Genomic DNA, 24,294 nt, shown 5'->3' with positions numbered 1-24,294 from the left:
CAAAGCCTGATCGCTCAAGTCGAGATAGTCAGAAAGGGCAGGCCAATCCAGATAGTCCCATGACTGAGCGCAAACTGATCCTGGTCAAACGAAGAACTCGGTTGGAGGAATTGATTGTCCGTTACAATACGGTCCAGCAGGCCCAGTTCTACATTGAACGTCTGGGTGCTGATTTCAGTGATTACATTCAGGAAGATCAGCGTTATCGGCAATCTATACAGCTTGCCCAGCAGCAACTTAGCCAGCTTGGACGTGTTCAGGTCATTGATCGGGAGCATGTACCGAATTTTATATTTGGTGAACAGGATATCGTTGTGGTGGTCGGACAAGATGGTCTAGTTGCGAACACATTGAAATATGTTACCGAACAACCGCTAATTGGTGTGAATCCAGACCCAATGCGGTGGGATGGGGTGTTATTGCCATTTACAGTCGAGGATCTAAGCTTCATCGTCCCGGATGTGATACGTAAGCAACGTGCACTGAAGGAGGTCACACTTGCCAAGGTTGAGCTGAATGACGGACAGTATTTGTACGGTGTTAATGATCTGTTTATTGGTCGGAAAACACATGTATCTGCCCGTTACGAAGTGCGTTTAGGGAACTCCATTGAAAATCAATCGTCCAGTGGGATTATCGTGTCTACAGGCATGGGATCGACGGGATGGTTCAAGAGCGTGATGGCTGGTGCTTCAGGCATTGTCAGTTCGGCAGCGTGGCAGCATATGAGCAGTGAGGAGGGAATGGCTTCTGTAGCAGCAGCCGAGTCAAGAGGAACAGCAGGCAGAACTGACTTTACGTGGGACTCTCCGTATTTATATTTTACGGTCCGTGAACCGTTTCCGAGCCGAACGACTGCAGCGAATCTTGTCTTTGGAAAGATTCATGCCAAGCAACCACTGCATATTGTTTCGCAGATGCCGGAAGATGGAGTCATTTTCAGTGACGGTGTAGAGCAGGATTTTCTGGAGTTTAATTCGGGTGTACATGCAACGATTGGGCTTGCAGAGAAGAGAGGTCGTCTGGTTATTTGAACGTGTTTCTTCTATTATAATAGTTGTGTATATTATATCGATACGTAGAGTACAGAAGCTATGCTTCAATCCTTACATTTTAGCCTGTGTTAACTTGATTTGAATCAAGGAGATGCAGGCTTTTTGGCGTTAAGATGTATACATTACCAGAACGAATCCAGGAGGATGATAAACATGAGTATCACATCGTTGCAAGAAGTCAAAGCATACAGTACAGAACGGTTCACAAAAAGGGTATTGTTTCAACAAGGAGGCGGAGTCTCCTTCGTGCTTCATTTCCTGCCAGGTCAACAGCTTCCAGTTCACAAACATCCTGGTGCAGAACTTACGTTACTCGTTGTAGAAGGTGAAGGTACACTGATTCTGGACGGAATAGAGCATGAGATACGACGAGAAGATGTGGTGTCCTGCGGTGGGGAGTCTGAATTCGCGTTCCATAACACCAGTGATGCGGAGGTTCGGTTGTTTGTGGTACTAAGTAAAGTGCCGGAAGCTTCCTATGCTAAGGATATTTGATATAAACAAGAACTGAAAGAATGAGGATAAGAGGGAACTCCGATTGGGGTTCCTTTTTTAAGTGCTGGAAGGGAATAAACACAAAAACGCACCTCGGCCTGATCTGAATGAATCAGAGCTTGAGTACGTTTTATGGGTCGTTCATCCGATTGAATTGGATGGTGTTGACGTCCTTATTACTGCTAACATCGTTAAGGATAAGCACCGTTTAAAAATATCCAAGCATTTCTTTAGCTTCTCTAGACATCAGCTGCGGAGACCATTGCGGTTCCCAGACCACTTGAACGTCAATATCAGTTTTGTCCATTTTTTGTTGTAAAACCCATTTGACTGCACCAACAATCGTATCATGGAGCGGACAGCCTGGTGTAGTGAGCGTCATGCGCACCTGTATGCGTTCATGCTCCTCTTTCACTTCATATACAAGGCCGAGGTCAACGATGTTGACGCCAAGCTCAGGGTCATATACTTCTTTTAAATATTCTAGCAATTGCGATGTTTGTTCCACCTTTTTCACTCTCCATCCATCTTGTTAACGTCTGAATACGAAGGCAATATTGGCTATATAGACAATCGAAATCATGGATAATAAGGTTCCGCCAACCATCATTACTTCAGCCAAATTGATCAATATACCGCTAACCAGCAGCAGGCTGGCTGCAACCATCGCTAGAATTCCCCAATGAATCCTTTGTTCACTTAACATGCTTGCCATGAGCGGGGTGCCAGGACGTCCTGCCAACTTGCCGTATTTGTAGGTCCACCATAGAAAAGGGACGATTTTTGAAGCATACCCGAGTATCGTCAGAGAAACCCAACCACCAAGGTAGACCCAGCCTGACAGAAGCACCACTCTCGAATCCAGCAGCAGTTCCAACCCCTGCGCACTATAGATTAAAAGAGCCATAGCATACACAGCCAAAGCACGACTTACGTAGACTGTCCAGCGTATTCCAGGTCCTGGATTGTTTTTGTGCCGTTTCTCCTGAATTTGTTCCAGATGATATACATAACAGATCAATGCAGCTGTCAAAAACAACAGGGCAAGCCAGAGTAAGACACCTTTAATTCCTGTCAGGAAGGCGAACACACCTGTAATGACAGCGGCATTCCATAGCAGAAGGACAATCTTTTGCAATCGGATAGAGAAATTATGAGACAAGTAAAACATCGGCAGCATTTTGTAGCTGAATCCGGTAATCAACATGCCAAACCACCCGAGGGTACCCATCCAAATATGTGCACCGAACAATCGTTCATGCAGATCATTCCAATCACCCACAGCAAAGTTCAGTCCCATCAGCATGCCGGATACTCCGGTAAGAACGAGATATAGACAAGCACATGCTGCACTGATCGTCACCGGATTCCATTGTGAAGCCTGGAATAGAGTGATCGCCATATTCAGGCCAAATAACAAGATGCCAGATAGTGCAAGCGTTGCTGAACCAGCAATCCAGATCACATCTGCCCGAATAAAGCCGACGAACATGCCTACAGCACCGATGGTAAATAGAACATAGTGACTGTATCCAAGTGTTGTACTGTAAATATTCGTTTGCAAAATGACGTGTATCAACTGGTACACAGCACCCATCGCCAGCATGGTAGCCCACCCAAGGACAAACAGATGAGCATGAAACCAGCCTTCGGGTCCTCTTAATTCATCACCGAGCCAGCCTGTCAGGGACAGAAGAGAGAAGGCGTGATACATTACAAATCCAACGATGCCCGTGCTTATAAAAAGAAACGGTAGCCGGGACATGGCTTGCCCCCCCCTTATCCCTTTTCAATTCTGACTTTGGCTGTACCATCGGCTTGATCCTCAACCGCATAGAGACAACCGTGTTGGTTCAATTCTTCAATTAAAAAAACAGGCACTCGGTCGTTGTGTATGAGGATAACTTCTCCCGGTTGACAGCGTTCCAGTGCGGCTAGTGTGCGCATCATAGGCTGAGGCGGTTCCAGACCACGATTGTCCAGAGTGATGGTCGGCTCCTGCATTGTCCATGTTTTGTCTGGTGTTGAAAGAAGATCGGATTCCGAGATGACAGTCATCTCTGGGGGATAGCCCTCACAGGAAGATGTGGCATCATCTAAGTCAGAGTTATTCAACGATGTTGAAGCTAATTCATGCCGACGTGTCGTGTTGGATTGAATCACCGCAGAGACTTTCTCAGCAGTGATTTTATTTTTTTTATGCACAAATGTAGTCACCCAATGATTGGATTCCTGACGCTCTGATGTACTGGAATATCCTTTTAGTTTAAGAATACCAAGCAGTGGGGTCGGCTTGAACGGTGCATGCAGGACGAATATGTCTTCATGTTTGAGTTCTTTAATGGTATCCATAATGAGCTGGAAAGGCTCTATCTTTTTGCTCAGGTGAGGACGTACGTCCAGTTCCACAATGTTTACCATTCCTTTGCATCCCCAATCTATCGTTTCGTAATTTTGACCTGAAATGTTATAGGACCCTGTTCGATATATTCCCACTCAAACCCGTCAGCATGTGTCGATTGAAACTGGAAACGAAGTGGTTTTGGATCATGATCATTGACCAACAACATGGATTCTTCAGACTGAAGGGCATCAAACGTTTCGAAAATAATCTTATGTTTCAAATGTGGCGGATACTCCGTGGCATTAATGGTTGCAGCGTAAGTGTTCATGCGTCATTCCTCCGAACCTGGGATTAGTGTGGTGTTGCAACTTGATTATAGAAAAGTAGGAAGTAAGGCTGTGTGACCTCGCTCACACCTTTAATTTTGTCATAATCTCGCCTTATTTAAATCAGAGTCCAGTTACCAGAAGGATTAAGAAGCTTCCATAAATATGAAACTGTGCGCTATGTTCCAGTTATTGTGATATTTTGCACAGTTAGCTGGGTTAGACATCTTTATGCTTAGCGTCATGATTCACAGACATGTGAGAAAGCAATTGTTCTCCTTCATCCAATCTCCTGAAAAGCACCCAAGAGAAAGGAGGTATTTGTATGGATTCAAAGCTAGTAGACCCGTTTGGACGTGTACATGATTATTTGCGGATATCGGTTACGGATCGTTGCAATCTGCGCTGTGTGTATTGCATGCCAGAAGAAGGGATGCAGTTTGAACCGACAGAACGTATCCTGTCCTTTGAAGAGATTACATCCATTGTCCAGGCACTTGCTCCGCTAGGTATACGGAAAATACGTTTGACTGGCGGTGAACCACTAGTCCGCAAGGGGTTAGATCAACTGGTAGGGATGTTATCTGCAATTCCAGGGATTGAAGACATTGCGTTGACGACCAATGGCATATATCTGGCAGCCCATGCAGAGATGCTGAAGGACGCAGGTCTGACACGTGTGAACATTAGTTTTGACTCGCTCAAACCGGAACGATTCGCTTACATTACAAGGGGCGGCAACCTACATCGTGTGTTAGAAGGCATCAAAGCCAGTCAAAAGGCTGGATTTCAGCCGATCAAGTTAAATGTTGTACTTATGAAAGGCGTAAATGACGATGAGGTAAACGATTTTCTACGCTTGACGCTGGATGATCCGATTGATATTCGTTTTATTGAATACATGCCGATCGGAGATTGTGGGGATGGTTGGAAGTCGGGCTATCTGTCACTTGAACATGTGCTGAAGACTTGTGGCGACAAGTGGAAATTCGAAAGATGCAGTAATGTGTATGGCAATGGTCCAGCAGATAGTTACCGGATCGTAGGAGCAGCTGGAACTTTTGGGTTGATCCATCCGGTCAGTAATCATTTCTGCGGAAGCTGCAATAGGCTTCGGTTAACGGCCGACGGCAATATTAAGCCATGTCTGTACTGGTCTGATGAATACAATGTTCGTCCCCTTGTTGGCAATGACCAAGCGGTACAGGATTTGTTTTACAAAGCGCTCGGCTCCAAACCCGAAACTCATGACATGGGAAAAGCCTTAAAGGGGCAACTGATTAACGGAACACCTACCCTGCGGCATATGTCGCAGATCGGAGGATAGGAAGAGTAGCAGGGCAAGAGTAGCAGGACAAGAGTAGCAAGACAAGGGTGGCAAGAGAACCATAGTAAGTCAAGGATGGCAGGTCTGGAAAAACAAACGTGTGCTACCAGTACAGCTTCGTTAGCAGTTTAAATCACGAACTTAAGTTTCAGGTGCGACATCGCATCTCTACAGGTCACAAATGTGGGAGGACAACAATGAGCAGTAAAAGCATGCCTTGGATGGGTAAACTGAAATATTTTGCCAAACGGGAAAAAAGCGCAGAAGGCTGGAGTGAGATGTCCCCAGTTAATCGGGACTGGGAAGACGTTTACCGCCGCCGTTGGCAGCATGATAAAGTGGTTCGTTCGACACACGGTGTAAACTGTACCGGCTCATGCAGTTGGCAGATTTATGTGAAAGATGGAATCGTGACATGGGAAACTCAGGCAACAGATTATCCGTCCACTGGTCCGAATATGCCTGATTTCGAACCTCGTGGATGTCCACGTGGTGCAAGCTTTTCGTGGTATCTGTACAGTCCATTACGTGTGAAGCATCCGTATGTGCGTGGTGCGCTTCTGGAGATGTGGCGTGAGGCTCTGAAATCTTATGGAGACCCTGTAAAGGCCTGGTCAAGCATCGCGAATGATCCGGTCCAAGTGAAAAGATACAAATCGGTGCGAGGTAAAGGTGGATTGGTTCGTGCGTCATGGGATGAAGTGACACAGATTATTGCAGCTTCCATGATTCATACAATCAAAGATTATGGTCCCGATCGGATCATTGGTTTCTCACCGATTCCTGCGATGTCAATGGTCAGTTATGCTGCGGGTTCTCGCTTCTTGTCTCTGGTAGGTTCACCATTGCTTAGCTTCTATGACTGGTATGCAGATCTTCCTCCGGCATCTCCGCAGATTTGGGGAGATCAGACAGATGTGCCGGAGAGCAGCGATTGGTACAACTCAGGATACATTTTGGTCTGGGGTTCCAACCTGCCGATGACACGAACGCCGGATGCGCACTTTCTCGCAGAAGCACGTTATCGAGGGACCAAAGTCGTATCCATCAGCCCAGATTATGCAGAATATGTGAAGTTTGCAGACACCTGGATGTCCGTAAAACAAGGAACAGATGGTGCTCTAGCGATGGCTATGGGACATATCATTCTGAAAGAATTTTATCTTGAGCATCCTACAGACTATTTCATGTCCTACGCGAAACAATACACAGACTTCCCTAATCTGTTAATTGTTGAAGAAAAGGACGGCGTACATATTGCTGGCCGATTCCTGCTGGGGGAAGACCTGGGTATACAGGGCAACAACATGGCATGGAAAACACTAGTATTCGATGAGAACACAGGGACATATGCCATTCCAAAAGGTAGTATGGGCTTCCGCTGGGGTGAAGAAGGTACGTGGAATCTCAAAATGGAACAGGTGGACACCGGTGAAGCCATTGATCCTAGACTCTCCATGCTAGGAGTGCATCATGATCTTATAACAATTCAACTGCCTTACTTCGATGATGAGGGGAAACACGTGATGGAGCGTCAGATCCCGGTACGCCGCATCTGGGCCGAGGATCGCTGGATTACTGTTACGTCGGTTTATGATCTCGTGCTTGCGAAATATGGTGTTGATCGTGAGATGACGATTTCAGCAGACTCTACTGAAATCATCACAGGAACCGTCGTAGAGACGGAAGAGGATAAACCATTTACACCAGCTTGGCAGGAGAAAATTACCCGAGTTGATCGGGATACGGTTATTCAGATCGCACGTGAGTTTGCTCAAAATGCTGTAGACACCCAAGGTCGCTCCATGATTATTATGGGTGCCGGGATCAACCACTGGTATAACTCCGATGTCATCTATCGTGCCATTATCAATCTGCTTCTCATGACGGGCTGCCAGGGAGTTAACGGTGGAGGATGGGCTCACTATGTTGGTCAGGAGAAACTGCGTCCGGCAGAAGGCTGGCAGACGATTGCATTTGCACGTGACTGGAGCGGACCTGCCCGTCTGCAGAACGGAACATCATTTTTCTATTTTGCAACAGATCAATGGAGATATGAGGAGACCCCAGTTGGAGAACTGACCTCGGCACTTGAGGGGGATCCGCGCTTCCAGCACGTTGCTGACTACAATGTCATGGCTGCACGCATGGGCTGGCTTCCATCCTATCCGCAATTTAATCGCAACTCGATAGATTTGCATCAGGATGCAATAGATGCGGGGGCAACGACAAAGGAAGAGATCGGAGCTTATGTGGCATCCGAATTGCAAAATAAAAATCTGAAATTTTCAATCGAACAACCGGATGATCCGGCGAACTTCCCGCGTGTTCTATTTGTCTGGAGAGCAAATCTGATCTCAAGCTCAGGCAAAGGACATGAATACTTCCTCAAGCATTTGCTCGGTGCAACGAATGGATTGCTCAATGATGATGATCATGGACTTCGTCCAGAGCATGTGGAGTGGGTAGAGGATGCGCCGGAAGGCAAGCTGGATCTCATGGTCAATATGGATTTTCGTATGGCAGGTACAGCGATGTATTCCGATATCGTACTGCCAGCAGCAACATGGTATGAAAAAAGCGATTTGAGCAGCACGGATATGCATCCGTTTGTACATCCGTTCAATCCGGCGGTAGCGACGCAGTGGGAATCCCGTTCCGACTGGGATACGTTCAAGGAAATTGCGCGTGTGTTCTCTGAAATGGCCGCCCAGCAGTTCGATGGTCCGCAGAAGGAGATTTTGGCTACCCCATTACTGCATGATTCACCGGATGAACTCGCTCAACCTTATGGGGAGGTTAAAGACTGGAGTGCAGGCGAATGCGATGCAATTCCGGGCAAAACAATGCCGCATATTCAGGTGGTTGAACGTGACTATGCTGCGGTCTATAACAAAATGATCAGTCTCGGACCGAATGTGAAGGATAAACCGATCGGTACGAAGGGAATGTCTTGGTCCGCAAGTGAAGAGTACGAAAAGCTGAAGGGCATTTTGGGAGTGAACCGCAAAGATGGTATCGGACAAGGATGTCCAGATCTAAGTTCAGATCGTAACGTCGCTGAAGCAATTCTGACGCTATCTACAACGACAAACGGCAAAATGGCTGTACGTGCGTGGGAGTCGCTGGAGAAGAAAACGGCACTACATCTGAAGGATCTGGCAGAAGAGCGCTCCGAAGAATGTTTTACCTTCGATGAGATCACATCGAAACCCAAAACGGTCATCACATCACCCGCATTCAGCGGATCGGAAAAAGGGGGACGGCGGTATTCACCGTTTACAACCAACGTGGAACGTCTGATCCCTTGGCGCACCCTGACAGGCAGACAGCAGTTCTATATCGATCATGCCTTACTGCGTGAATTTGGAGAGACACTGGCGACCTTCAAGCCCATTCTGAAACATACACCGTTCCATCCAAACAGTAAACGTCCGATTGAAGGCGGCAAGGAAATCGTGCTGAATTACATGACACCACATAATAAATGGTCTATTCACAGTATGTACTATGATGCTCAGCCGATGTTGACCTTGTTCCGAGGAGGTCCAACGATCTGGATGAACCATGAGGATGCAGAGGATGCCGGTCTGGTGGATAACGACTGGATTGAGTGTTTTAACCGTAATGGGGTCGTCGTGGCAAGAGCTGTCGTCACACACCGTATTCCTCGCGGAGTGGCCTTTATGTACCACGCCCAGGATCGTCACATTAATGTTCCGGGTACGAAAATTTCACAGACACGCGGGGGTACACATAACAGCCCGACTCGCATTCACGTGAAACCAACACATATGATCGGCGGTTATGCCCAGTTAAGTTATGGTTTCAACTATTATGGCCCGACAGGTAACCAGCGTGACCTGAATGTCATCATTAGAAAACTGCAGGAGGTGGATTGGCTTGAAGATTAAAGCACAAGTCAGTATGGTCATGAACCTGGACAAATGTATCGGATGCCATACTTGCAGCGTAACATGCAAAAACACCTGGACGAATCGTCCAGGTGCAGAGTACATGTATTTTAACAATGTCGAAACGAAACCAGGTGTAGGTTATCCGAAACAATGGGAAGATCAGGAACGTTATCGTGGTGGTTGGGAGATAAAAAATGGCAAGCTGGAACTGAAATCCGGTACACGTGCAAGACGTTTGCTCAACATTTTCCACAATCCGGATCAACCCACGATAGACGATTATTATGAGCCGTGGACTTATGATTACGAAAAGTTGACGAATAGTCCGATGAAAAAGCACCAGCCCGTAGCAAGACCGAAATCTCAGATCACGGGTGAGTATATGAATCTCGAGTGGGGTCCGAACTGGGAAGATGATCTCGCAGGAGCGCATGTAACGGGCTTAGAAGACCCGAACATGAAAGGTGTCGAGGAATCAATCAAAATGGACTTTGAACAGGTATTTATGATGTACCTTCCCCGAATCTGTGAACACTGTCTCAACCCGGCCTGTGTGTCCTCTTGTCCATCAGGAGCGATGTATAAACGGGAAGAAGACGGCATCGTGCTGGTGGATCAGAATGCTTGCCGTGCATGGAGATTCTGTGTGTCCAGCTGCCCTTACAAAAAAGTGTATTTCAATTGGCAGACGAACAAAGCCGAAAAATGTACACTGTGCTTCCCGCGGATTGAAGCGGGTCTACCCACGATCTGCTCCGAAACTTGCGTGGGACGTATACGTTATATCGGTCTGATGCTCTATGATGCAGACCGCATTGAAGCAGCAGCTTCGGTGGAAAATGAAAAGGATCTGTATGAGTCCCAGATGGATGTATTCCTTGATCCAAATGATCCTGAAGTCATCCGTGAAGCACGTGCTGCAGGCATTCCGGAAGACTGGATTGTTGCTGCCCAGCATTCTCCGATCTACAAAATGGTGATTGACTGGAAGATCGCCCTTCCCCTTCACCCTGAATACCGCACAATGCCGATGGTATGGTACATTCCACCCCTCAGCCCGATCACGAACCGGGTAGAAGGTCAGGGTAGTTCGTTGGAAGTGAACGATATTTTCCCAGCGATTGATAACATGCGTATTCCGGTTGAATACCTGGCTAACCTGCTTACTGTTGGAGATACAGGGCGTATTCGTGAAGTATTGCGCAAAATGGCGGTCATGCGGATTCATATGCGTAACCAGCAAACCGGCAAAACGAGTGAGTCTGACTTGCTGGATATGGTAGGCATGAGTGCGCAGGAAGTTGAAGATATGTATCGCCTGCTCGCTATAGCGAAATACGATGATCGTTTTGTAATCCCGCCAGCTCACCGTGAAGAAGTGGCAGATCTCTTCAGTGAACAAGGTAGCTGCGGTCTTGATTTTACAGGCGGTCCAGGTTCTTGCGGTGTATTCTCATAGGAAAGGAGACAACAATGATGACAATCGATATCGATTCAGAACTCATCGTGAAGCCGGGTGATGACACGGACACAAGGCGAATCGTCTGCAAGCTGATCTCCTATCTGCTGCAATATCCGGACACCGAGTGGAGAGAAGGATTGCAAGGTGTGCAGGAAGCCGTTCTTTCTGTCTCTGATGAACAAGTGAAACAGACGGTATTAACCTTCATCAGAGATGCACAAGCTACCGATGCTATTCTGTGGCAGGATGCTTATGTACGTTCATTTGACTTTGATAAAAAATCAAATCTGTATCTCACGTATATCGCCCACGGTGATGAGCGGGATCGCGGGCCGGCACTGATTGAGTTGAAACGGAGATATGAAGCGGCTGGTTTCTATATGGAAGCCAGCGAGCTCCCGGATTATTTGCCTATGGTGCTTGAATTTATTGCCGAAGCTCCCGAGATGGATGCAATCGGCGTAATTCATACCTGCTACAAAGCACTGGTCACGATGACGGAAAGTATCGCAGAGCAAAACAGTCCATACGGACCGCTCCTTAATTTAATGTTACAGGTGGTGCCCGAGCCGTCTGTTTCAGACGCACCTGGACCAAGTGAAGCACAGCAGAAACAAGCGTTTGGCGGTCTGAACGAGATCGTTGAACTGATGAGGAGGGGCAGTCGGTGAGTACACTGGAATTGATGTTATGGGGGGCTCTTCCATATATGGTTATTGTGTTCTGTATCACCGCGACCATCCGGAGGTATGTAACCAATCCATTTAGCTGGACATCGAAGTCGAGTGAGATGCTGGAAAAACGGTTGTTGCGTTGGGGAAGCTTACTCTTTCACATCGGCATTTTCGCCGTCATCTGTGGACATATTGCAGGATTGCTAGTACCGGTTGAATTCTATCGCTGGATCGGTCTAAGTGATGAAGCGTATCATATGGGCGCTGTGTTCGGTGGATTACCGGCAGGGATTATTGCTTTTGCTGGTTTGGTTATTCTGTTAGTACGTCGCTATACGGCTCGCAGAGTGCGGGCAACAAGTAGCGTTGGGGATTGGGTAGCACTGGCCATGTTGATCATTGTCATTGTGACGGGAATTGTGGCAACATCGGCCAATGCGGTAAACCATAATGGATTTGACTATCGTACGACGATCAATCCATGGCTACGCGGACTGCTGGTTTTCCAGCCTGATCCGGCTCTGATGCAGACGGTGCCCATGAATTTTAAAGTTCATATTCTGCTTTCCTTTGTGCTGTACTGTGTGTTTCCATTCACACGTCTCGTTCACATGCTAAGCATGCCGCTCGGATATCTTAGACGCAGCTATGTACTGTATCGCAGAAGAGATGGTGCAGTGTATCCGAATCAAGAACAACAAAAGGAAAGGGCGATGTAAATGCAGCAAAAAGGTAAGGTTCAACTGCCCTTGCAAACCGCAAGTCTCATTCTTGGTTTCATGGTATGGGTGATTTTGTCTTCTCTGATGCCTTTCATCAAGGAGGATATCACGCTTACGTCTTCGCAGCTCGCTTGGGCGACAGCCATTCCGGTATTGATCGGTTCGGTTGCTCGTATTCCGATAGGGTATTGGACGAACCGATACGGAGCGCGTAACATTTTCATGATCAGCTTTGTGTTGTTACTGGCTCCTGTATGGTGGGTAAGCCGTGCAACGTCCTTCAGTGATCTGGTCATTGGTGGTTTTTTTCTAGGAATTGGAGGAGCAGTGTTTTCTGTTGGAGTGACGTCTTTGCCGAAGTATTATCCCAAAGAACGTCACGGTTTTGTGAACGGGATCTATGGAATCGGTAACCTAGGTACGGCGCTATCCGCATTCGGAGCTCCTTTGATTGCTGCTCAGGTAGGCTGGTCGAAGACAGTATTACTGTACAGCATTCTTTTAATAGGTATGGCAGTACTTAATTTTGTTCTGGGAGATAAAAAAGAAACACGTGTTACGGTGCCTCTGATGCAGCAGTTAAAAGATGTATCTCGGAATAACAAGCTATGGCTGCTATGTTTGTTCTACTTCCTGACATTTGGTTCATTCGTGGCATTCACAGTCTATTTGCCGAACTTTCTGGTCACTCATTTTCAGATGGATAAAGTTGATGCAGGACTTCGCACCGCAGGGTTCATACTAGTGGCAACTATTATGCGTCCGGTGGGCGGATGGCTGGGCGACCGATTTAATCCATTCAAAATATTGATGTTTGTGTTCGGCGGACTGACGGTTGCGGCGATTGTGCTATCTTTCGCACCTTCCTTCTATATCTATACGGTGGGCTGTCTGACGGTTGCGCTTTGCGCAGGGACAGGTAACGGTACGATTTTCAAATTGGTACCTATGTATTTCGTTAAACAAGCAGGTATCGCTAATGGAATGATCTCGGCGATGGGGGGGTTGGGCGGTTTCTTCCCACCATTGATGCTAACGCTGCTCTTCAGCATGACAGGTCATTATGCAATTGGCTTCATGGCATTATCCCAGATCGCGCTTGTAAGTCTGGTGCTTGTCATCTGGATGTTCTATCAAGAGAAACTTCAACTATCTGCCAGCATTCTGGAGAATACGGTTGAAGCGATTCTAGTGACGGACACCAACAGTATTATTCGTTCTGTGAACCCAGCCTTTACGGCGGTTACTGGGTACACGGCTGAAGAAGCGATAGGACAGAAGCCGAGTATGCTGAAATCAGGCAAGCAGGATAAGAAGTTCTATGATCAGTTGTGGCAGGAACTACGAGAAAAAGGATACTGGCAGGGTGAGATCTGGAACCGGAAGAAGAACGGTGAGGTCTACCAGGAATGGCTTAGCATCACAGCGATTCGTAATGAAGCAGGAGAAGTTAAATATTATGCAGGTATGTTCAGTGATATGGGTAAACCTGACTTGACCATTGCCTGAGTAGTGATGTAAACCGAGAGAATTATCGGAAAAGTGATCCAACATACAGTAGAAGACCTTAACTTCATTTACAGTAGTTAAGGTCTCTTTTTGAATAAGGGATGATCAAACATTCACCGAATGTCTGATTATAATCACCTCAGTTTTGCTCAATTAACAGGTCTAACTGGGATGTGATGCTGAGAGTGAGGAAGAAAAAGATAGAAAGGAGCAACATGTTGAAGAAATGGCGTCAATGATTTAACCGTCCCGTTGTTCCTTTAATGCCTGCAGGTTGTGAATGATGATGCGACTGCGATCGACCTCAAGAAGCTCATCTTTCGCGAGTTGGTTCAATAGCCGATTGGCAGTCTCGCGTGTCGTTCCGATGGAATTCGCGAACTCCTGGTGTGTCATGGGCAGATTAATGACGATCTTATCCTCTTGTTGCTGACCATGCTGCTCCGCGAGCATGAGAAGGAAGGATAGCACCCGATTCCGAACATCCTGACCGGACAACACTTGTAATTTGTCTTGTAATTCGCGAATTTTATCGCCTAATACACGCATGATTTTGATGGCAATCGCAGGTGTGCAGAGCATAAGTCGTTCGAATGACTTGACTGGAATCGCAAGCAGGCTTGTTGGTGTGATCGCGACAGCGGTCGCAGGGTAGGGGTGTGCGTTGAAAAATCCGGTATGGGGAAACATATCCCCTGTTTTGAGAAAAGAGACGATCTGTTCATGTCCATTCTCATCCGTTTTGTATGCCTTCACGATACCAGTACGTATGAAGAAGACCGCTTCTTTTTCGCTGCCCTCACTAAAAATGACTGTTTTCTTGTTAATGCTTCGCGATATGGCGATTTCTTCAATCTGCTTCAATTCTTCAGGACTTAGATCCTGAAAAATAGGGAATTGTTGTAGAAAGTCAGCGGCGTTATCTTTATTCACTCGAGTCACACGGGTTCATCCTCTCTGGATCACTTATTCTATATATTGTTATTTCCTCTTCATATTGTTCATTGAACCTTTTGTACTGTTAAACCTGATCGGAGGTTGTGATCATTTGAAAAACAATGGGAGTACCCTCGCAAAACCAATCGTTATCCCCCATGAACATGGTGGGTGGGCCATGGTAAGCGTACCCTTTCTCGTAGGTGTGGTGGCAAGCAGTCCACAGTGGTTACACGTACCTCTGTTTATGGCTTGGCTTGGCCTTTATCTGACGGCATATCCTTTGCTACAATCGCTCAAACGAAATGCCAATCGTCAGCACTTATATAAATGGGCTGCCATTTACGGATCGATTGCTCTAATCTGTCTGATTCCGGCCGTCATTGGTCAATTATCGCTATTATGGTTTGGCCCTATGTTAATTGGACTGCTTCTGGTGAACATCTGGCATGTAAAACATAAAGCCGAAAGGTCACTGACCAATGATCTGTGTGCAATGCTGGTCTTCTCCCTTGGCGGAGCGGCCGCTTATCTGATGGGCAGCGGTAAATGGGACTATGGGATGGCCATCGTTGTGTTATTCTCCTTTTTACATTTTACAGGAAGTACGTTCTTTGTGAAATCCGTCTTTCGGGAACGGAATAATCCACGCTGGGTCCCATTAACACGTTTAGTCCATATGGCTCTACTGCTCATTCCAGCGGCCGTTGGATATCCGTGGATGGGGCTGGCATATGTATACTCCGCAGCACGTGCATTTCGATATGCAGGTCAAACGTTGCGTCCAATGAAGGTCGGCATTATTGAGATTATTGGAGCAGTGCAGTTCCTAACCTGGTTCATGCTGCTGTGAATCACATCGTTTTATCATAACGTGATTTAACTGCACGTCAGGTGATAAAGGTCACAACGTCATCGGATTGACATGAATACTGAATGGTAACGAATGGTACATCTCGATTAGCCAATATTGTTGTAAATCCAAGTCCGTCATCGGTGCATTCGCCGCTTTAAGTAGGGTACGGATACCATCCATAAAGATTTGACCGTTTACCATGTTTAAGAGAAAAATAGAGAAAAGAGTATCCTCTTAGGCTCCATTAGGAGACCGGATACTCTTTTTGTAATGCCATATAAAGTTATACGAGAGTTAGTGTTTGGAGCAGCTTCCACCGCAACCACATGATTCTTTACCCCATTCCTGGGGCTCGGGCAGACGATTTAATTCAATGGATTTCGTAAAGTAGTTGCTAATCTGCTGATGTAATTGGCTAAATTCACGCTGTGCATAGATAAATCTGCGAATCAGCGGATGATCATAAAGCGCACGTTCTTCCTCTTCATAGACTTGGATCTCTGATTCAAGCAATTCAATATTCTGATGTTCTTTCTCTTCGAGTGCCTGGTGTTTCTCCATAAAGCGTTCATATTGTGCTGTTGCATCCTCGTCTGCGGCAAACTGATCAATCATCTTACGCATTTCTTGGTAGCCTTCATCCTGTAAAAGTAAAGAGCATAGCTCCTGCATTTTATGCATAATGATTTGTTTATCCATTTTCACTACCGCTGTCATCTTGTCAGCCTCCTGAAAGTTCTTTTGTTGTTATTCACTTTATATGGTTAAAGGCACGTGCACTGTGACCATCCTCACAACCTAGGTGAAATGGTTTACATATGTTAGTGAATGCTCAAAACATTATGAGATCATATCTTTTAATTGTTGCAGCTGCAGAATTCGAATCTCATTCCCGTTGACTTGAAGCAGTCTCTGGTGCTGGAGGATATTGAGCTTTCTGCTGAATGTCTCGGGGGTGATCCCCAGAAGCAGAGCCATATCCTTTTTGAAAACAGGCAAACGTATCTCATGCGTTGCATGATTTCGGCTATGGAAATCGAGAAGCAGCTTCGCGATTTTTTGCTCCGTCGTCATGGAACTGAGGGAACTGTTCCATTCGTCGGCTTCACTAAGCATACGGGTTATGACGAGCAGGAAGTGATAAGCAAGTTTGGGGTCACGCTCAAGTAACTGATCAAAGTCCTGCTTACGTATGGAGCATATAATCGACTCCTCAAGGACCTCTGCGTTGCAGGGATGTGGTGCCTGATGTAATAACGAATCCTGTCCAAAAAAATCACCTAAGAACAGAAATCGGATGATATGCTCCTTGCCATTTTCATTATATTTGGTCAGTTTCACACTGCCTTGATGAATCACAAACAGGGTATCCGAATGCTCACCTTCCTGAACGACATATTCGCCTTTGTTATATTTGCGAGTATGGAGAAGAGAAGTCAGTAATGCAGCTTCTGCAGTCTCCAGATGTTGAAAGAGCGAAACTTTGGAGAAGCAGGCAGTGTTTCCTTCGTGTTCACAGATCATCTCTGAGTCACCTCTTTAAATGTCAATTGAATGTTGGTCGTTTGCAAAGTTGCAGGCTGTGTATTGTATCACACTAAGTCATGATCTTCCCTCATTAATGTGACATGGTTTCACCACCATGATCCTTGCCATCTTCCGTAACACGAAGTACGGCAGAAGCACCTTTATCTACGTGTTTGAATTGATGGGTTACGATCGGGTAGTCTCCTTCCTCTGTAACGGTGAACTCCACGACCGCGCCTCCGCTGGCCGGAAGCATTACAGTCTGGATACCATACTCCAGGTTTCTTGAATTACCGTCTGTGTACACGCGATCCATAATCGTACCTACCACATGAAAGGAAGAGACTTCATTCGGACCGGCGTTGCTCACATAGATACGTACGGTGTCTCCTACTTTTGCCAGCAGTGGATGTTCTTTCAGGCCATAAGTATTTCCATTAAAAACGACATACTCCGGTTCACCGTTTAAAAAGGAATCATAGTCATGCTCTTTGTACCATTCGCTCTGTACCAGGGTATATGAACGGTCAACGAGATGATCCGAAGGGTATCCTGCTTCAGGTTCAACAATAATCATGCCGTACATACCGTTGGCAATGTGGGCAAGAGTTGGTTTACTCCCGCAGTGATACATAAAAACGCCGGGCGACGTAGCTGGATAAGTGAAAGTATCTTCTTCACCCGGCTTGACATCGATAAATTTATTACTCGGGGAGGCATGAACGGCATGCATGTCCATTGAGTGATTCATGCGGCTATCTATATTTTTTAATGTGAAAACGATGGTATCCCCCTCTTTGACACGAAGGACCGGACCCGGAGAAGTTCCATTAAACGTCCAGGCATTATAGATGACGCCTTTTGAAATTTCTATATCAGTCACTTGGGATGTCATTTCGATATACACCGTTTGGCCTTCTCTTCGAATAACCGGATCAACAGGAGGCTGACTAGGTGCAGTCTTTGAGAAGGTTTCTTCATTTTGGATAGGCTGAACGGGACTTGTGGAATTGCAATGAGAGAGTGCAGCGGTGAAAATGGTCAGGATCAGAATGTATTTATAAATGTTAGATAACAAGAGCATAGAGTCACAACCTTTGCATACAAGTGATGAATTTCACAACGATAGATGTGAGAAATGATATGTTCAAGAATAACCTAAACTCAGCTTACGATATGCATGCGGTGCTAGGTGTGATGAAGAACACATTTGTGTAGGACTATCGGCGTTATTTTGAGAGATAGTGCTTGCATTTGTTGTGCTTAAATCAAGAGTTTCATATAATTTTAAAGAAGGTTAATATGGAACATTGTGGGATTAGGAGAAGAAGGGAGATGTTGCGCATGAAACGTTTCGAAGACGAGCCTGCATTTAAATACAGCTATTATGCCGTGCTTAAGCGCGGAGAACGAGTTGATGTCAGATGTCCAACATGTGGCGGGCATGCTTATATTGAATATCGAAATAGAGAATTGCGATGGAAATGTAGTGAGTGTTACGCACAAGCGGTCAAAGAAGAAGAATATGAGTATAAAGCCAAAGGATATTGTTCCGTATGTGAACGTTGGTTCAATGTCGAGGTGACGAATGAGAAGATGAAATCCCATTCGTTAGTACATATTACATGTCCTCATTGTGGGGCAGGCAATCAGGCTAAATTGCATAAACAAGCAGTCGGGCGAGGGTATTATCTAGATATTCGCCGTGGTAGAGATCCGATCTTTGATCTGGAATTATACTTTCTGGACTACATCCGAGGCAAGCAGATTTGGGCAGTGAATCGTGAGCATCTGAATTATCTGATAGCTTATGTCTCGGCTGATTTGCGGGTGAAGTATGGTGGATCAATGATCAAGACGGCCTCGCACAGCATACCTGCTTATATTAAAGAAGCCAAGAATAGGGAGGCTGTGACACGTATTTTGTCCAAAATGCAAATGCAGTCTAACGCAAGGTAGATTTATGATAACCAACATGAACAGGGGAAGAAAAGATGAATAAACGCGGTGCGTTTGGGATTGTTATGCTTGTTTTAGCTATGCTCTGTATTCCTGGATTTTTTATTATGCAGACGTATGGCTTATTTCAAAAAGAAAAGGTGTTATCCGATTATGCCATTGCTGTAGACGTCGATGGTAAATCTTATCAGACATGGCCGCTAATCAATGGTTTTGCAGCGATGGATAAACAAGATGAAGATCGTCAGTTCTACTACCGCATCGACATGAGTGGTCTTGAATATTTGTTTCAACTGGCTTACAAGGAGTATGAGGTAGAACCCGGAGGAGATAATCCGTTTTTGGCCGGTCAAGTCAACTACATGTATACCGATCATCAGTACGTGCGGAGTGAAAACAAATACACCAATGCCAAAGATTTCGTTACAGTATTAACGCTCGTGGACCGGGCGGGGAATATCATCTATACCTACGAACAAACCGGCAAAGGTGACAAAAATCTGATAAAGTCGATCATTCATCAGGGCATGAGCCGGACAAGTAATCGAGGCACAGAAGCCGCTCGTGATCCCTACTTGAATATTACGGCTTTATTTCGGGAGAAGTTGGGCATTAATGTGAAACTCGAGGTGGATGAAGAACATAAAATTGTTACAATCCGAATGGACAAAATGGAGGAAAAATGATGAATATGTATGGCGTGTATCACGGACCTTTGTATTTGGAAGGACTAACCAGTAGTGTGACCGAGAGTAAGAAACATGAGGTGGAATGGCAGGGTAAATTACAAACGCGTGATGGACATGATCAGTTTCATATTTTTTATTATGGTGACTTGGATGAAGACGATATGATCATGTGGCACGATCTGACACCATTGTTGGTATATGCCGAACATACGATTACGGGGGAACGATATCTGCTCATTGATTCGGCTAAGCACGGTTACGATGCGATGTTATGTGAGACGTATCCCGAGGAGGATGTAAATAACCGGCCTCTTCGTCCATATCTTGACATCGAGGGTGAGGATACCTTTGAAGTGTATCTGTCTGCATTTTACAACGTGCCATGGGATGAAGAATTCGGCGAAGATGTAGAGGAAGATGGCATGTATGAGCTCATTACAGGTGAGCGTGTGCATTTTAATGAGGTCAAGCGTAATGGTTTTGATGCATTTGCGATTCGCATTCGAAATTGTAAAGGTGTAGATACCGAGCTTATGCATGATGAGCTGGCATAGAGCAATTGGCCGAGTAATGTCACGTTAATCGGACGAATTCAAGTGATTGAACGTTTAAGTATTGAACTACGATGAGGAGTGAGGACGGTTGTATATAGTGTCTCGTGTGTTAAAGCCTGCCACGCATCAGGAGTTACAAGATGTGGAACAAGAACACGCCATCCGTCTGCCGCCTACTTATCAGCATTGGATGCAGCAATACGGGGAAGGGACGTATTCGGGTTGGATAAATATTCAGCGGCCCGATGCGGAGGTGCTACAACCATTTGCAGAATACGATCTCTGGGAGCACACAGAGCAAACGGTCATTAGCCAGCACCAGTTGCAAGAGTGTGTCAGCATTGGTAGTTCAGTCGATGGAGATTTCCTGGCAGTTCATGCGGGTGTAGATGGATTGATCTGGCTTCCACGGCATGATGAACAGATTACAGTATGGCCTTCTAATGATAGGTCTTTTGCTGCCACTCTTGATCAGATCTACTGCGGATATTACGGTAGGGACGAGCCTTACAGCCCCGCATACTATGAACCTTGGAATGGGGAGCGGCATCCTGTATTTTATCATTTTACGGGAAAAGAGAACGGTATCACGATGAGAGAGATGGCTCATCTGTGCAAGACGGACTTTACTTGGGACTTGGTTATAGAGAATGAATACACATGCAAGCTCTTCAAGGAGTCGATTGGTGGCTATATTCGTTTTAATATCGCGAATGGGCGTGAGATTGCCCTATTTTATGAGAATAATCATCCGACGGAGGCGCAAGAAGTAGACAGATTCGTGCAGAAGTTACAACACTATTTGCAGACACATTATTGCACTACACTGGGCTAGAACACATGAAAGAGGGGAGTGGGATGGTATGGATTGGCTAAATACAGAAGTTGCGGAGAAGTGGCGGAGTGAGGGCAAGCGCTATGCCAGTCAGATTAATGCATTCGTACATCAAATGCTTCAGGGAGAGCATCCGGATGAATCTGAACTGACAGATGATGCAAGGGATTCCATTAGTCATAAAGTGATAAATATGGTGCAACAGGCTAATCTTCAAGACGATGTGGAACGGCTTCGTGTAGAATTACCCGCGGCTACCTGGCCGCTGAGTAACCATTTTCAGGACTCCATGCAGCCTGTACAGGCCGTATGTTATCTGAACGAAGATACTGTACTCTGTAATACAGGATTATTCTCGAATCTTGGGCAGGTGTATACGCTGGATCAGCGTGGATGGTGGCGAAGTCCAGACGATACGTTTGCAGGTTGTTCCTCCAATGGTGATTATGTTGCTCTGGCCAATGGGGAAGGTGTGAGAGTCCTTCGTAAGCCTGGTCGAAGATTAGAAGGTGAACAAGTGGCATTTTATCGCTGGGAAGGAATTCAGAATCAGATCAAAGCAGTGCTACCGGAAGTCGAGTCCCTCGTAGATTCTGTCCATCCTGAATGGAAGCTTGAAAAGCTCATTCCATTGGATCAGGGGCAAAAGCTGCTTCTTCAATCTCAGTACGGAATCTATCTGATTGAACAAGAGAAAGTGACGATTCTTCATCCTGATGTGGCTGAGATTGTGGAGCACGGGTTCGAAGTTACACTGATCTCAATGGGTCATGCTGCGGTATCAGTCGACGATCGCTGGATCGCATGGGGAAGCCAGATGAGTAGCCATATCGTGCTGGATCGTGAGACCAATACGATGTACGAAGTGCAGCCAGAATCCAGCTATCCGCATTGTGTGACTTTTAGCGGAGACAGTGAAGTGGTATGGTTTAATGCCTGTCATTTCTACAATGGGGTTACCATTCAAGTTCATCTTGCCAACATTGTGAGCAGTGAACAGGAAGAACAATGGCCGATTATGGATGAGAATGCGCGTGTCTATGCCATGGTTGAGACGGAAGAAGGTATGGTGATTGGCGATGCGTACGGTTATTTGTATTGCATCAATCGTGAAGGGCAAGAGCTGTGGCGTCATTTTGTAGGCTCAACCATCTACTCTCTCGCCGTATCAGCTGGGAAGTCCAAGCTAGCTGTAGGAACATATGGTGGTATGTTACATATACTCGATCTACATTCGGAAAGTATGGATGAGTATGGAATTGGAACAGGTACTTTGCGTGAACAGGAGCGTTATATCATGTGGCGTGAACAAGACCCGCTGCGTTGGTAGATAGGGATAGATGAATTTGTTAAAGGGTGATGAGATGGAACGTTATGAGGCGATACAGTTGTTAAAATATCATGCCTTTGCTCACGATGATATTAAGCATCCTAAAATGGAACATGGTTTTCTCGGTAGTCTGCGACCTTTCCGTGGTCAGTTGATTGAAGAGAACTTCCATGAACTGATGACTATATTACGTGTGCTCGCTCCGGAGCTTTCGAATTCAGCATTGGATCGAGAAATCATGGCTTGCTTATGGAGTATTACTCATCTGGCGAGGGCATGGGCAGTTGAGCCTGAGGGTATGCTTCGAAGTAATCATCTGATCTCTGATGAGCAAGTTCAGCTAATGGAAGAGTGGCTTAATCTGTTTTCCTATGCAATTATGATCCTGATTGAAGATGGCGGAGAGCAAGAGGCATTTTGGGAATACCAACAATATCTAGCGAACAGAAGTGCAGACAGAGGTGAAGGGATATGAGTTCTGAGGCAGAAGCGCAGGCTGACATCAACGAGTTAAGGCAAGAATTGAACCAGTTATTAGATCATAAAATACAAGATGAAGAGATTCGGTCGCTATATAACACCTATCTTCAACTGCCGGGGGCGTCTGAGGAAGAACTGGACCAGTTCGAGAAGCAATATGGAGTTCGCTTGCCGGATGATTTCCGTAAATTTTACTATCATAAAGATGGTAGTGGTTATGGTCTGCATATGTTGTACCCAGGGGATGCGGATCAAGCCTCATGCCCTCCATTCTATTTAATGTCGCTAGATGAGATTCGGGAGACGAAACAATACTTCTGTGATGTAGATGAGAAGCTGGAGGAGCATTATGGGGAAGAAGAGCTTCGTCAATTAGATCCTGAAATCAAACCTTATTTGTTTCATAAACCATGGATTCCATTCGGAACCATGGCCGGAGGTTCGCTATATTTGATGTTGGATTTCGATCCAACAGATACAGGGACATACGGTCAGATTATTATGTATGTGCATGATCCGGATTTTGTATATTACGTTGCACCCTCGTTTACAGAGTTACTTCGCATGTCTAACCGCAATCTGAAACGGATGGATGAAATTGTATACTAGATATTCGATATAAATGACAACGATAACAGAAAATAAATAACAGCAGAAATAAAAAAAGGCAGAAATCTGCCTTAGCAGTTCCTGCAATTATACTCATCATTTGATCATAATGTGGACTCTTCAGGCTTTACCACTGGAAAAAACGGTGACCATGAAATCCTCCGGTGCCACCAGGTCCGCCGACGTGTGGCCCTCCGGGGTACCCAGAGAAATGCCCGGGATAGCCACCATGCCACCATGGTCCTGGACCTCCAATGGGATAAGGAAAAGGGAGAGGAACAGGTACAACTGATGGATAGGGATACGGGTAAGGGTATGGGTATGGGTAAGGTGGTGGAGGTGCCGGCGGATAATAAGGATAGGGATAACCTAAAGGTTGTTGCGTGAATGTGGAACCGGGAACATAAGACATATCACAAGCCTCCATTATCTGGATTGATGATACCAGCCTATGCGAATTCGTCTTTCTCTATCACAGCGAATTATAAAGTATAAGAGCGTGGGCTCCCATTCAAAACGGTTATTCTATGTATCATTCAGGTTATTATCGATAACATATAACAATGAAAAGGCGTTCGTAGCAGAACGCTTTTTTACGTTGATGTACATTATCAAAAACGTGATGTCACAAATTGTACCTGTTATTTGTTTTACTAGTACACAGAGTAATAGAGGAAACAATGCGAAG

At 45.8% G+C, this 24,294-nt stretch carries 25 protein-coding genes; 16 read left to right on the top strand and 9 right to left on the bottom strand.

The window, feature by feature from the left end; genetic code table 11:
* Nucleotides 1–59: 59 nt before the first annotated feature.
* Together PQG66_RS08135 and PQG66_RS08130 are read left to right on the top strand one after the other, a co-directional pair.
* Nucleotides 60–1,034: a sugar kinase gene (locus tag PQG66_RS08135; protein ID WP_272038114.1), complete on the top strand. Its 975-nt coding sequence runs from the start codon at nucleotides 60–62 to the stop codon at nucleotides 1,032–1,034.
* Between the two features lie 174 nt (nucleotides 1,035–1,208).
* Nucleotides 1,209–1,550, top strand: coding sequence for a cupin domain-containing protein (locus PQG66_RS08130; protein ID WP_272037136.1), 342 nt, complete (start codon nucleotides 1,209–1,211; stop codon nucleotides 1,548–1,550).
* A 208-nt stretch (nucleotides 1,551–1,758) separates the two neighbouring features.
* Here PQG66_RS08130 and PQG66_RS08125 read toward each other — a convergent pair whose 3' ends face one another.
* The 4 genes from PQG66_RS08125 to PQG66_RS08110 are packed head-to-tail and all read right to left on the bottom strand — an operon-like array spanning nucleotide 1,759 to nucleotide 4,222.
* Nucleotides 1,759–2,058, bottom strand: coding sequence for a metal-sulfur cluster assembly factor (locus PQG66_RS08125; RefSeq protein ID WP_272037134.1), 300 nt, complete (start codon nucleotides 2,056–2,058; stop codon nucleotides 1,759–1,761).
* A 24-nt stretch (nucleotides 2,059–2,082) separates the two neighbouring features.
* The gene (locus PQG66_RS08120; protein WP_272037132.1) at nucleotides 2,083–3,315 is read right to left on the bottom strand and encodes a hypothetical protein; all 1,233 of its coding nucleotides are present in this window, start codon (nucleotides 3,313–3,315) and stop codon (nucleotides 2,083–2,085) included.
* A 14-nt stretch (nucleotides 3,316–3,329) separates the two neighbouring features.
* Nucleotides 3,330–3,971 (bottom strand): DUF2249 domain-containing protein, encoded by a 642-nt coding sequence (locus PQG66_RS08115; RefSeq protein ID WP_272037130.1) that lies wholly within the window; start codon nucleotides 3,969–3,971, stop codon nucleotides 3,330–3,332.
* A gap of 17 nt (nucleotides 3,972–3,988) precedes the next feature.
* Entirely contained in the window at nucleotides 3,989–4,222 is a 234-nt protein-coding gene (locus tag PQG66_RS08110) for a DUF2249 domain-containing protein (protein ID WP_272037128.1), read from the bottom strand.
* A 323-nt stretch (nucleotides 4,223–4,545) separates the two neighbouring features.
* Between PQG66_RS08110 and moaA the strand changes: the two genes are divergently transcribed.
* The 6 genes from moaA (at nucleotide 4,546) to PQG66_RS08080 (ending at nucleotide 13,831) form a co-directional block, all read left to right on the top strand.
* Nucleotides 4,546–5,547, top strand: a complete 1,002-nt coding sequence (moaA, locus tag PQG66_RS08105; protein WP_272037126.1) for a GTP 3',8-cyclase MoaA — start codon at nucleotides 4,546–4,548, stop codon at nucleotides 5,545–5,547.
* Nucleotides 5,548–5,744: 197 nt separating this feature from the next.
* On the top strand, nucleotides 5,745–9,461 hold the full coding sequence (locus PQG66_RS08100; RefSeq protein WP_272037124.1) for a nitrate reductase subunit alpha: 3,717 nt from the start codon (nucleotides 5,745–5,747) through the stop codon (nucleotides 9,459–9,461).
* Nucleotides 9,451–10,923 (top strand): nitrate reductase subunit beta, encoded by a 1,473-nt coding sequence (gene narH / locus PQG66_RS08095; protein WP_272037122.1) that lies wholly within the window; start codon nucleotides 9,451–9,453, stop codon nucleotides 10,921–10,923. Before PQG66_RS08100 ends, narH begins: the two co-directional genes overlap by 11 nt.
* A 14-nt stretch (nucleotides 10,924–10,937) precedes the next feature.
* Entirely contained in the window at nucleotides 10,938–11,597 is a 660-nt protein-coding gene (gene narJ, locus PQG66_RS08090; protein WP_272037120.1) for a nitrate reductase molybdenum cofactor assembly chaperone, read from the top strand.
* A 14-nt stretch (nucleotides 11,598–11,611) separates the two neighbouring features.
* Nucleotides 11,612–12,319 (top strand): respiratory nitrate reductase subunit gamma, encoded by a 708-nt coding sequence (gene narI / locus PQG66_RS08085; RefSeq protein ID WP_272038113.1) that lies wholly within the window; start codon nucleotides 11,612–11,614, stop codon nucleotides 12,317–12,319.
* A complete protein-coding gene (locus tag PQG66_RS08080; RefSeq protein ID WP_272037118.1) occupies nucleotides 12,320–13,831 on the top strand; it encodes a nitrate/nitrite transporter in 1,512 nt (503 codons plus the stop codon).
* A 240-nt stretch (nucleotides 13,832–14,071) separates the two neighbouring features.
* On the opposite strand, the gene PQG66_RS08075 is transcribed toward PQG66_RS08080, so the two are convergent.
* Nucleotides 14,072–14,773, bottom strand: a complete 702-nt coding sequence (locus PQG66_RS08075; protein WP_272037116.1) for a Crp/Fnr family transcriptional regulator — start codon at nucleotides 14,771–14,773, stop codon at nucleotides 14,072–14,074.
* A gap of 106 nt (nucleotides 14,774–14,879) precedes the next feature.
* Here PQG66_RS08075 and PQG66_RS08070 point away from each other — a divergent pair, with 106 nt between their 5' ends.
* Nucleotides 14,880–15,620, top strand: a complete 741-nt coding sequence (locus PQG66_RS08070; protein ID WP_272037114.1) for a YwiC-like family protein — start codon at nucleotides 14,880–14,882, stop codon at nucleotides 15,618–15,620.
* 51 nt (nucleotides 15,621–15,671) lie between these two features.
* Here PQG66_RS08070 and PQG66_RS08065 read toward each other — a convergent pair whose 3' ends face one another.
* The 4 genes from PQG66_RS08065 to PQG66_RS08050 all read right to left on the bottom strand — a co-directional run bounded on the left by PQG66_RS08065 (nucleotide 15,672) and on the right by PQG66_RS08050 (nucleotide 18,234).
* Entirely contained in the window at nucleotides 15,672–15,824 is a 153-nt protein-coding gene (locus PQG66_RS08065; protein WP_272037112.1) for a hypothetical protein, read from the bottom strand.
* Nucleotides 15,825–15,917: 93 nt separating this feature from the next.
* On the bottom strand, nucleotides 15,918–16,340 hold the full coding sequence (locus tag PQG66_RS08060) for a YlbF family regulator (protein ID WP_272037110.1): 423 nt from the start codon (nucleotides 16,338–16,340) through the stop codon (nucleotides 15,918–15,920).
* 123 nt (nucleotides 16,341–16,463) lie between these two features.
* Nucleotides 16,464–17,147 (bottom strand): Crp/Fnr family transcriptional regulator, encoded by a 684-nt coding sequence (locus PQG66_RS08055; protein WP_272037108.1) that lies wholly within the window; start codon nucleotides 17,145–17,147, stop codon nucleotides 16,464–16,466.
* A gap of 94 nt (nucleotides 17,148–17,241) precedes the next feature.
* Nucleotides 17,242–18,234, bottom strand: a complete 993-nt coding sequence (locus PQG66_RS08050; protein WP_272037106.1) for a multicopper oxidase domain-containing protein — start codon at nucleotides 18,232–18,234, stop codon at nucleotides 17,242–17,244.
* 260 nt (nucleotides 18,235–18,494) lie between these two features.
* Between PQG66_RS08050 and PQG66_RS08045 the strand changes: the two genes are divergently transcribed.
* From PQG66_RS08045 to PQG66_RS08015, 7 genes are all read left to right on the top strand, one after another.
* Nucleotides 18,495–19,109 (top strand): hypothetical protein, encoded by a 615-nt coding sequence (locus PQG66_RS08045; protein ID WP_272037104.1) that lies wholly within the window; start codon nucleotides 18,495–18,497, stop codon nucleotides 19,107–19,109.
* 35 nt (nucleotides 19,110–19,144) lie between these two features.
* A complete protein-coding gene (locus PQG66_RS08040) occupies nucleotides 19,145–19,795 on the top strand; it encodes a hypothetical protein (protein ID WP_272037102.1) in 651 nt (216 codons plus the stop codon).
* Nucleotides 19,792–20,352 (top strand): hypothetical protein, encoded by a 561-nt coding sequence (locus PQG66_RS08035; protein WP_272037100.1) that lies wholly within the window; start codon nucleotides 19,792–19,794, stop codon nucleotides 20,350–20,352. The genes PQG66_RS08040 and PQG66_RS08035 overlap by 4 nt, the downstream gene beginning before the upstream one ends.
* Nucleotides 20,353–20,449: 97 nt before the next feature.
* Nucleotides 20,450–21,187 (top strand): SMI1/KNR4 family protein, encoded by a 738-nt coding sequence (locus tag PQG66_RS08030; RefSeq protein WP_334220772.1) that lies wholly within the window; start codon nucleotides 20,450–20,452, stop codon nucleotides 21,185–21,187.
* Between the two features lie 28 nt (nucleotides 21,188–21,215).
* Nucleotides 21,216–22,517, top strand: coding sequence for a hypothetical protein (locus tag PQG66_RS08025; protein WP_272037095.1), 1,302 nt, complete (start codon nucleotides 21,216–21,218; stop codon nucleotides 22,515–22,517).
* Nucleotides 22,518–22,527: 10 nt separating this feature from the next.
* On the top strand, nucleotides 22,528–22,992 hold the full coding sequence (locus PQG66_RS08020; protein WP_272037093.1) for a hypothetical protein: 465 nt from the start codon (nucleotides 22,528–22,530) through the stop codon (nucleotides 22,990–22,992).
* Nucleotides 22,989–23,606, top strand: a complete 618-nt coding sequence (locus PQG66_RS08015) for an SMI1/KNR4 family protein (RefSeq protein WP_272037091.1) — start codon at nucleotides 22,989–22,991, stop codon at nucleotides 23,604–23,606. Before PQG66_RS08020 ends, PQG66_RS08015 begins: the two co-directional genes overlap by 4 nt.
* The last annotated feature ends 688 nt before the right edge of the window (nucleotides 23,607–24,294 follow it).

It is taken from the genome of Paenibacillus sp. JJ-100 (assembly GCF_948329825.1).
GTDB lineage: Bacteria > Bacillota > Bacilli > Paenibacillales > Paenibacillaceae > Paenibacillus.
The sequence above is the reverse complement of the archived record's forward strand: the minus strand, read 5'-3'. Positions and strand labels throughout refer to the sequence as shown.